At 72.1% G+C, this 8,955-nt stretch carries 8 protein-coding genes; 2 read left to right on the top strand and 6 right to left on the bottom strand.

Annotated features, from left to right (window positions below; translation table 11 throughout):
• Positions 1 to 162: 162 nt before the first annotated feature.
• The 4 genes from BZL64_RS30845 to BZL64_RS30830 all read right to left on the bottom strand — a co-directional run bounded on the left by BZL64_RS30845 (position 163) and on the right by BZL64_RS30830 (position 5,707).
• On the bottom strand, positions 163 to 1,323 hold the full coding sequence (locus tag BZL64_RS30845) for an alkaline phosphatase PhoX (protein ID WP_086772437.1): 1,161 nt from the start codon (positions 1,321 to 1,323) through the stop codon (positions 163 to 165).
• A 215-nt stretch (positions 1,324 to 1,538) separates the two neighbouring features.
• Complete coding sequence (nirD, locus tag BZL64_RS30840; protein WP_086772436.1) at positions 1,539 to 1,892, bottom strand: nitrite reductase small subunit NirD; 354 nt, start codon at positions 1,890 to 1,892, stop codon at positions 1,539 to 1,541.
• Positions 1,889 to 4,495 (bottom strand): nitrite reductase large subunit NirB, encoded by a 2,607-nt coding sequence (gene nirB, locus BZL64_RS30835; RefSeq protein ID WP_086772435.1) that lies wholly within the window; start codon positions 4,493 to 4,495, stop codon positions 1,889 to 1,891. The genes nirD and nirB overlap by 4 nt, the downstream gene beginning before the upstream one ends.
• Complete coding sequence (locus BZL64_RS30830) at positions 4,496 to 5,707, bottom strand: NAD(P)/FAD-dependent oxidoreductase (protein WP_086772434.1); 1,212 nt, start codon at positions 5,705 to 5,707, stop codon at positions 4,496 to 4,498. It lies immediately after the preceding gene.
• Positions 5,708 to 5,964: 257 nt separating this feature from the next.
• On the opposite strand from BZL64_RS30830, the gene BZL64_RS30825 reads away from it, so the two are divergent.
• Positions 5,965 to 6,747, top strand: a complete 783-nt coding sequence (locus BZL64_RS30825) for a sulfite exporter TauE/SafE family protein (protein WP_086772433.1) — start codon at positions 5,965 to 5,967, stop codon at positions 6,745 to 6,747.
• Positions 6,748 to 6,950: 203 nt separating this feature from the next.
• Here BZL64_RS30825 and BZL64_RS30820 read toward each other — a convergent pair whose 3' ends face one another.
• Complete coding sequence (locus BZL64_RS30820) at positions 6,951 to 7,883, bottom strand: NAD(P)-dependent oxidoreductase (protein WP_086772432.1); 933 nt, start codon at positions 7,881 to 7,883, stop codon at positions 6,951 to 6,953.
• A 99-nt stretch (positions 7,884 to 7,982) separates the two neighbouring features.
• Here BZL64_RS30820 and BZL64_RS30815 point away from each other — a divergent pair, with 99 nt between their 5' ends.
• Positions 7,983 to 8,339: a winged helix-turn-helix transcriptional regulator gene (locus tag BZL64_RS30815; protein ID WP_086772431.1), complete on the top strand. Its 357-nt coding sequence runs from the start codon at positions 7,983 to 7,985 to the stop codon at positions 8,337 to 8,339.
• Between the two features lie 58 nt (positions 8,340 to 8,397).
• On the opposite strand, the gene BZL64_RS30810 is transcribed toward BZL64_RS30815, so the two are convergent.
• Positions 8,398 to 8,955, bottom strand: a 558-nt coding sequence (locus BZL64_RS30810; RefSeq protein WP_107430374.1) for a class F sortase, incomplete at its 5' end; no start/stop codon positions are given.

The following is an 8,955-nucleotide window of genomic DNA, read 5'->3' as shown; positions in this document are numbered from 1 at the left end:
CACAGCAGCGGTGTGCCGGGGGACCGGAAACGCACGGAGACCCCGGCACACCGCTGCTGTGACACTTCGTGGCGAGTAACGAGCCGCCGTCCGGCCGTGTTCCACCCCCCGGCTGTCAGGTTCCTTTCAATGAGGGCCGGTGCTCGGCACCTTGACGGACGGTCATGCCCGGAACGGGCCCCTCACCTCGTAGGTGATCCCGCCGGACGAGCTGCCCGACGTGCCGCGCTGGCTGGAGAAGTACAGCCGGGTGCCGTCGGGGGAGAAGGCCGGGCCGGTGATCTCCGAGGCGGACTGGCCGTCGATGCGGAGGAACGGGGCGACCACGTCGGCCGGCGTGATGATGCAGATCTCCATGGAGCCGCCGTCCTCCGCGACGAACAGGTCACCGGAGGCGGAGCCGGTGATGTTGTCGACCCCGGTGAGGGGGGCCGTGCCGGAGGTGACCAGGGAGTCGTCGTAGGCCAGCTCGTAGGTGTTGTTCGTGAGGTTGAGCTGCCAGACCCGGTTGTCGCCCTTGGTCGTGAACCAGACCGTGTCGTCGGCGTAGTGACAGCCCTCGCCGCCGTTGAAGGACTTCGAGCCGGAGACCTGGGTGCGGGTGGTGGTGGGGGAGCCGTCCGGGTCGGGGACGTTCGCCCAGCTGAAGGAGCCGGACGTGCCGCTGCCCGCGACCATCACCTGGAGCGTGCCGGAGGCCAGGCTGCCCCACGTCGTCGGCACGAAGCGGTAGAAGCGGCCGTTCGTCTCGTCCTCGGTCAGGTAGACCACTTTGCGCACCGGGTCGGCGGCGGCGGCCTCGTGCTTGAAGCGGCCCATCGCCGGCCGCTGCACGGCCGCGTTCACGCCCCAGGGGTCCGTCTCGTAGACATAACCGAGGGACACCTCCTCGCAGGAGAGCCAGGTGTTCCACGGGGTCTTCCCGCCCGCGCAGTTCTGCCGCGTGCCGGACAGGATGCGGTACGCGCCCGTCACCGTGCCCGTGGACGAGAACTTCACCGCGCTCGCCCCGCCGGACGGGTTGATCTCCGAGTTGGAGACGTAGATCCAGCCGGTGCCGTCGGTGTAACAGGCGCCGCCGTCGGGAGCGTTGTGCCACGTGTACGACGTGCCGGGCACCGTCTGCCCGGAGCGGGCGATCACCCGGCTGGTGAAGTCGGCCGGAAGCCTGATGCCGTTCGCGTCCGGCGAGCCGAGCGCCCCGTACGGGCTCGTGCCGGGTTGTGCCGGCGCGGCGTACGCGGCGCCGCGCCACAGGGTTCCGCCGAGCACGGCGGAGGACCCGCCGAGGACGGCCGCACGCAGGAGGGTACGACGTTCCACGCTCACTCCCAAGGGGTGCCGTGACCCCCGCGGCCGGTCGGCACGCGGGGCCGTGCGGTCAGGGACGCTACGAGCGCCGGGTGACCGTGTCGTGGACACACCGTAACGAGGAAATGCCAACGTCGGGGACAGCGGCGGAGGGAGACGCGGGGAAACGGCTACCGGCGGCCTCAAGGACCGAGGCCGCCGGTAACCGGATGTCAGAGCAAGGTGATTCAGCCCGCCGCCCGCACCTCGTACGTCGCGACGCTGACCGTGTCATCGTCCAGGCACTGTCCGCTGCGCAGGTCGAAACGCTGCTTGAGCAGGGGCGAGGCGACGAACGGCCGGCCCTGCACGGACCCGGTCAGGCCGCGGGAGAGGACCGCCGCGCCGCTGAACGGGTCACGGTTGTCCACGGCGTACAGCTCGCCCGCCCGGTCCCGGAACAGGGCGACCTGACGGCCGTCCGGCAGGAGTGCCGCCACCCCGCGGCCGGGGACCAGCAGGCTCAGGTCGCAGACCGTGAACCAGTCCTCGCCGAGCTGGAGTTGCACCTTAAGGTCGGTCGTCTCGAGTGCCAGGGTCATCGCTGGGCGCTCCCTTCCAGGGGACGGTGGCCGATGGTGAGCAGCGGCAGATCGGGCTTGATCTGGTCACGCTCGGGGACGAAGCCGACGACCGGGTCGGGGGTGTCCGGCGCGTTGACGAAGGACACGAACCGGGCCAGCTTCTCGGGGTCGTTGATGGTGGTCGCCCACTCGTCGGCGTAGTTCGCCACATGCGCGGTCATCAGGGACTCCAGCTCCTCGCAGATGCCGAGGGAGTCCTCCACGACCACGTCCCGTACGTGGTCCAGGCCGCCGGGGATCCGCTCCAGCCAGGTCGAGGTGCGCTCCAGCCGGTCCGCGGTGCGGATGTAGAACATCAGGAACCGGTCGATCAGGCGGATCAGTCCGGCGTCGTCGAGGTCCTGGGCGAGGAGGTCGGCGTGGCGCGGGGTGGCGCCGCCGTTGCCACCGACGTACAGGTTCCAGCCGTTGGAGGTGGCGATGATGCCGAAGTCCTTGGACTGGGCCTCGGCGCACTCGCGGGCGCAGCCGGAGACGGCCGACTTGAGCTTGTGCGGGGAGCGCAGGCCCCGGTAGCGCAGCTCCAGGTCGATCGCCATGCGGACGGAGTCCTGGACGCCGTAGCGGCACCAGGTCTGGCCGACGCAGGACTTCACCGTGCGCAGCGACTTGCCGTAGGCGTGGCCGGACTCGAAGCCGGCGTCGACCAGGCGGGCCCAGATCAGCGGGAGCTGTTCCACACGGGCGCCGAACATGTCGATCCGCTGGCCGCCGGTGATCTTCGTGTAGAGGCCGAAGTCGCGGGCGATCTCGCCGATGACGATCAGGCCCTCGGGGGTGATCTCACCGCCGGGGATGCGCGGTACGACCGAGTACGAGCCGTTCTTCTGGAGGTTGGCGAGGAAGTGGTCGTTGGTCTCCTGCAGCGCCGCCTGCTCGCCGTCCAGGACGTAGCCGCTGGCGCCGATCGTGGGGGCCAGCGAGGCGATGATCGAGGCGACCGCGGGCTTGCAGACGTCGCAGCCGTCGCCGCCCCGCGCGCCGTCACGGCCGTAGCGGTCGAGCATGTCCTGGTAGGTGTTGATGCGCAGGGCGAGGACGATCTCGTACAGCTCCTCGCGGGTCTGCGAGAAGCAGCCGCACAGGCCCTTGTCGACCTCGACGCCGCTCGCCTCCAGCTCCGCGGTGACGAGCTGGCCCAGGATCTTGACGCAACTGCCGCAGCCGGTACCGGCCTTGGTGCACTTCTTCACCTCGGGCACGGTCGTGCAGGAGTGCTCGGTGACCGCGCCGCGGATGGTGCCCTTGGTGACGTTGTGGCAGGAGCAGATGACCGCCTCGTCGGGCAGGGCGGACGGGCCGAGCTGGGCGCCGCCGCCGGCCCCGGCGGGCAGCACCAGCGACTCGGGCGAGATCGGCGGGACCGAGCCGGTCAGGGCGCGCAGGGTGCCGTAGGCGTCCGCGTCGCCGATCAGGATGCCGCCGAGCAGGGTGCCGTCGCGGCCGATGACCAGCTTCTTGTACAGGCCCGAGCGGGAGTCGGAGTACACCACGTCGAGGCAGTCCTCGGCGGTGCCGTGCGCGTCACCGAAGGAGGCCACGTCCACACCGAGCAGCTTCAGCTTGGTGGACAGGTCGGCGCCGGTGAAGGACAACTGCTCGGTCTCGTCGGCGGCGATCGTCGCGGCGGCCGTCTCGGCCTGCTCGTAGCCGGGGGCGACCAGGCCGTAGACCCGGCCGTCGGCGGCCAGCGCGCACTCGCCGATCGCGAAGACGTGCGGGTCGGAGACCGTACGGCACTGCTCGTCGACCGCGATGCCGCCGCGCTCGCCGACCGTCAGTCCCGACTCGCGGGCCAGCTGGTCACGGGGGCGGACACCGGCGCTGAACACCACCAGGTCGGCGGCGAGTTCGGAGCCGTCCGACAGCTTCATGCCGGTGACGGCACCCGAGGCGTCCGTCACGATCTCCTGGGTGCCGACGCCCGTGTGGACGCTCAGGCCCATCTCCTCGATGGTGCGCAGCAGGGCCGCGCCACCGCCCTCGTCGACCTGCACCGGCATCAGGCGCGGCGCGAACTCCACGATGTGGGAGGTGAGTCCGAGCCCCTTCAGCGCGCCCGCGGCCTCAAGGCCGAGCAGGCCGCCGCCGACCACCGCACCCGTCGTGGCCCGCGCCTTGGCGTACGCCTCGATCGCGAGGAGGTCCTCGATCGTGCGGTAGACGAAGCAGCCCTCGGCGTCCTTGCCCGGCACCGGCGGCACGAACGGGTAGGAGCCGGTGGCCAGCACCAGCACGTCGTAGTCGACGACCAGACCCGAGCGGGCGGTCACCTTGCGGGCGTCACGGTCGATGGTCTCCGCCGGGTCGCCGACGTACAGCTCGATGCCGTGGTCCTTGATGAACTCCATGTCCGTCATGGAGAGTTCCTCGGGCGTCTTCCCCGAGAAGTACGAGGTGAGCTGGACGCGGTCGTACGCGGGACGCGGCTCCTCGCAGAGCACGACCACGCGGTGCGTGGCGGTCAGGCCGCGCTCGGCGAGCGCCTCGAGGAAACGCTGGCCGACCATGCCGTGGCCGACGAGGACGATCGTGGGGGTGGCCCCCGGGGTGGCGGTCATTCAGGAGCCTCCGTCGTTGGTGAGCAGGTGGAGCAGAGGGCCGTGGTCGGGGAGCGGCTCTGCTCCCTCCCAGGCGCGGGCGAGCGCGCCGACGGTGCCGAGTTCGCCGACGAGCACACCGCCGACCAGGCGGTCGTCGCGGACGACGACCTTGCGGTAGGTGCCGCGGGTGGCGTCGGCGAGCTGCACGACGTCGTCGCCGGGGAGCGCCTCGGTCTCGCCGAACGCGGCGAGGTCCAGCGAACCGTCCCCGGCCAGCGTGAGCCGGGTGAGGGAACGCGTCCCCGAATAGCGGGCCGTGGTCCTTCCGGCGAGCAACTCCGCCAGTACGTCGGCCTGTTCGAGCGCGGGCGCGGCGAGGCCGTACACCTCGCCGCCGTGCTGGACGCAGTCCCCGATGGCGCGGATGTGCGGGTCGGAGGTGCGCAGTTCGTCGTCGACGAGGACGCCCTTGTGGACGGCGAGTCCGGCCTCCTTGGCGAGTCCGGTGCGCGGGTGGACCCCGCACGCCAGGACCACCAGGTCGGCGTCGAGGGCGTAGCCGTCGGCCATCTCCACCGAGCGGACCGCGCCGCCGACACAGCGCACGTCGCGGACCCGGCACTCGGTGTGCACCTCGACGCCCAGGTCCCGCAGGTGCCGCAGCACCAGACCCGAGGCGTTCGGGTCGAGCTGACGCTCCATCAGCCGTTCGGACTGCTGGGCGAGGACCACCTGCGCACCCCGTACGGCGAGCGCGCGGGCGGCGGAGACCCCGAGGAGCCCGCCCCCGATGACGACGGCCCGCACGCCCGGCCGGACCGCCTTCGACAGCCCCAGGCAGTCGTCCATCGTGCGGAAGGCGTGGACGCCCTCCGGCAGTTCGTGGTCCGGCGTGAACAGTCCGCGCAGCGGCGGCAGCACCGGGTTGGAGCCGGTGGCCAGCACCAGCGTGTCGTATGCGATCTCCGAGCCGTCCGCGCAGGCCAGGCTGCGCCGCTCACGGTCGATCCCGGTCACCCGGGCCCGGACGAGTTCGGCGGGCGCGGGCAGCGCGATCACCTCGGGGGCGAACCGGCCGGCCAGCACCTCGGCGAGCAGGACCCGGTTGTACGGCCGGTGCTCCTCCTCGCCGATCAGCAGTGCGGGCGTGCCCAGCTCACCGAGCCGCCGGGCGAGGCGTGCGCCCGCCAGGCCGGCTCCGATCACCACCACACGCTTATTCGAGGTCATGCCGTCGAGCGTGCGGTGCGGAGGTTACCCGGCCGCATCACCGTTGTTTCCCGCGAGGAACGCTGCCCTCAGCGGGGGCGCGGCCGGGATGTGAGGGTTCCCGGGGTGCGCGGGAGGCGCCGTGTGAGATTCCGCCTGCCCGCCGCGGGGGCTGACGGGTGCCGTGCGTGCTCGTGGGCCCCCTCCGACCGGCGCGAAGCTCAGAACTGGCTCAGTTCGATGGACGAACCATGTATCCGGTCCCTAGGGTCGCGATCATGCCCGACATATCCCTGACCATGGTCGTCGTCCTCTGCCTCGCCGCCCTCGCGGCCGGCTGGATCGACGCCGTGGTCGGCGGGGGCGGGCTCCTCCTGCTGCCGGTCCTGCTGCTCGGCCTGCCGGCCGGTACCCCCGCCGCGCACGCCCTCGGCACCAACAAGGCGGTCGCCATCGTCGGCACCTCCGGCGCGGCGGTGACCTACGCCCGCAAGGCGCCGGTCGACGTGGGAGTGGCCGTACGGATCGGCCTCGCCGCGCTCGCCGGATCCTCCGCGGGCGCCTTCTTCGCGGCGGGGATGAGCACCGACGTCCTCAAGCCGGTGATCATGGTGGTGCTGCTCGGGGTCGCCGCCTTCGTGATCCTGCGCCCGGCCTTCGGCACCGCCCCCGCCATCGGCCCGGCCGGCCCACGCCGTGTCCTCGCCGCGATCGGCCTCGCCGGTCTCGGAATCGGTTTCTACGACGGACTCATCGGCCCCGGCACCGGCACCTTCCTCGTTCTCGCGCTGACCGCCGTCCTCCACCTCGATCTGGTGACCGCTTCCGCGACCGCCAAGATCGTCAACTGCTGTACCAACGCGGGCGCCCTGGCGATGTTCGCCTGGCAGGGCGCGGTCCTGTGGCAACTGGCGCTCCCGATGGCCGCCTTCAACCTCGCGGGCGGCATGCTCGGCGCCCGCACGGCCTTGAAGAAGGGCAGCGGTTTCGTACGGATCGTGCTGCTGACGGTCGTGTTCGCGCTGGTGGCGAACCTGGCGTACGAGCAGTGGCTGGCGTAGGGCGCGGAAGTGGGGGCGGCCGGTCCGGGGGCTGCCGAAGCGCCCGGTGAGGGCTCGTCGACGCCGGGTACCCGGTCGGTGACGAACCGCTGACCAAGGCGACCGAAGGGCGGCTGAGGATGGGCTCCTTCCACTGCGCGACCCTGGACGTCCGGCGCCGCGGCACGCTCGCCTCGTACACCGGCTGAGCGTTTCGCAGGGGGTCAGCCCTTTCGCGGTGCGAGCAGCTCCACGACCCCCGTCGTGTCCTCCTCCCCGTGTCCGTCCGCCAGGCGTCGTTCCATCAGCGCCATGTACGGCGTGAGCAGCTCGGGGCTGACACCCTGCTCCTCGGCCGTGCGCAGCAGGGTGGCGTTGCCGGCGACCTGCATGGCGAGGTTGGACACCACACCCTTGGTGAAGTCGCCGCTCTCCAACTGCGCGGCCGTCTGGTGGGCCATGGGGGCCATCGCGCCGAGCCAGGACACGAGGAGCGGGGCGAAGTCGCCGGGGGCGATGTCCTCCCGCCGGATCAGGGCGAAGGCGTGCAGGACACCCGCGAACATGCCGCTCATCGCGCTCAGCAGCGCCACGTCGTGCAGCGCCGCGAAGCCGGGATCCGCGCCCACGTACTCGGTCCCGGCGGGCACGGCGAGGGTGGCGCGGTGCTCCTCGAACAACTCGGAGGAACCGCTGTAGAAGACGTAGCCTCCGCTGTCCGCGGCCCCGATCATCGGCGGTACGGCCATGATGCCGCCGTCCAGGAAGCGGGCGCCGCGCTCGGCTGCCCAGGCGGCCCGCTTCCTGCCCTCGGCCGGGGTGCCGGTGGTGAGGTTCACCAGATCGCGGCCGGTGAGGTCGGCCCGGTCGAGGGTCTCGCCGACGGACGCGTCGTCCAGCAGGCACAGGACCACCAGCCGTCCGGCGGCCACGGCCTCCGCCGGGCTCGCGGCCACGACGGCACCCTCGGCGGCCAGCAGCTCGGCGCGGACGGGAGTGCGGTTCCAGACGGTCACCGGGTGCCCGGCGGCCAGCCAGGCGCGGGCCAGCGCGGTCCCCATGGCGCCCGCGCCGAGAAGGGTGACGGGGGTGGGAGTGGTGCCGGGGGCGGCGGTGGAAACGGGTGCGGTGGTCGGGGAGGAGGTGTTGTCGTTCATGGGGACTAGGCTCGTCGGTGGCAACCGGCCTGCTCAAGTACGTACTTGGGAGTGGGTGGTTACCGCCGGGAAAGCATCCAGGCAGGGTGGGGGACGGGTATGGCGATCGGCCGGCGACCGGGGGCGTACGTCTGCGGGATCGACGCGGCGATGGATGTCATCGGCGGGAAGTGGAAGGTGCTGGTCCTCTGGGCGCTGCACGAGCGGCCGTACCGTTTCGGCGAGCTGAGGCGCGCACTGCCGGGCGTGACGGAGAAGGTGCTCGCGGCGCAGCTGCGGGAGCTGGAGGCCGACGGCATCGTGCACCGCGAGGAGTACGACGAGGTGCCGCCCAGGGTCGAGTACTCCCTCACCGCCCGCGGCGAGTCCCTGAACGAGGCACTGGGTCCGCTGGGGGCATGGGGCCGGGAGAACCTCCTCGACGAGGCGACCGCGTCCCACGGGGTGCCGGGCTAGGGCCTCTCGTTCGGATCAGGTGGATCAGGCCGGGCCGGCGGGCACGTGTCACCGGACCTCACCGGCTCCCCGTCAGATGTGCGAACACCACCACGTTCCCCCGGTAACCGGTTGCCCGCGAGTATCCGCCGCCGCAGGTGATCACCCGCAACTCGGCCCGCGCAGCCGCCCCGTACACCTTCTTGTCGGGAAAGGCGTGGGCGTCGTACACCTCGACCGCGTCGACGGTGAACACCGCGACCCCGCCGTCGCGCCGGTCCACCTCGATCGTGGCGCCCCTGCGTACGGCGCCGAGGTCGTAGAAGACGGCGGGACCGTCGGCGTTGTCGACGTGCCCGGCGACGATCGCGGTGCCCGTCTCACCCGGGGTGGCGCCGGACTCGTACCAGCCGGCGAGGTTCTTCCTGGCGGCCGGCGGCACGTCGAGGCTGCCGGACGGCGTCAGGCCGAGGCCCGTCAGGGGGGCGTCGACCCGGATCGACGGGATGCGGATCCGGTCGGGCGGGGAGGGCGGCAGAGCGGGCGCGGACCGCGGGTCGGCGCCGCCCGGACCGGCCTCGGCGGCCGACGGCTGCGGCGGGGCGTGTGTCCCGGCGCCGCCGAGCAGCCACGCACC

Origin of the sequence: Streptomyces bobili (genome assembly GCF_002154575.1) — a bacterium.
Taxonomy (GTDB): Bacteria; Actinomycetota; Actinomycetes; order Streptomycetales; family Streptomycetaceae; genus Streptomyces; species Streptomyces bobili.
This window is presented reverse-complemented; position numbering and strand designations above follow the sequence as displayed.

Coding starts and splice junctions, on each gene's coding strand:
- nirD (WP_086772436.1), bottom strand. CDS start 1,892: ATGACCCTGGCACTCGAGACGACCGACCTTAAGGTGCAACTCCAGCTC.
- nirB (WP_086772435.1), bottom strand. CDS start 4,495: ATGACCGCCACCCCGGGGGCCACCCCCACGATCGTCCTCGTCGGCCAC.
- BZL64_RS30830 (WP_086772434.1), bottom strand. CDS start 5,707: ATGACCTCGAATAAGCGTGTGGTGGTGATCGGAGCCGGCCTGGCGGGC.
- BZL64_RS30825 (WP_086772433.1), top strand. CDS start 5,965: ATGCCCGACATATCCCTGACCATGGTCGTCGTCCTCTGCCTCGCCGCC.
- BZL64_RS30820 (WP_086772432.1), bottom strand. CDS start 7,883: ATGAACGACAACACCTCCTCCCCGACCACCGCACCCGTTTCCACCGCC.
- BZL64_RS30815 (WP_086772431.1), top strand. CDS start 7,983: ATGGCGATCGGCCGGCGACCGGGGGCGTACGTCTGCGGGATCGACGCG.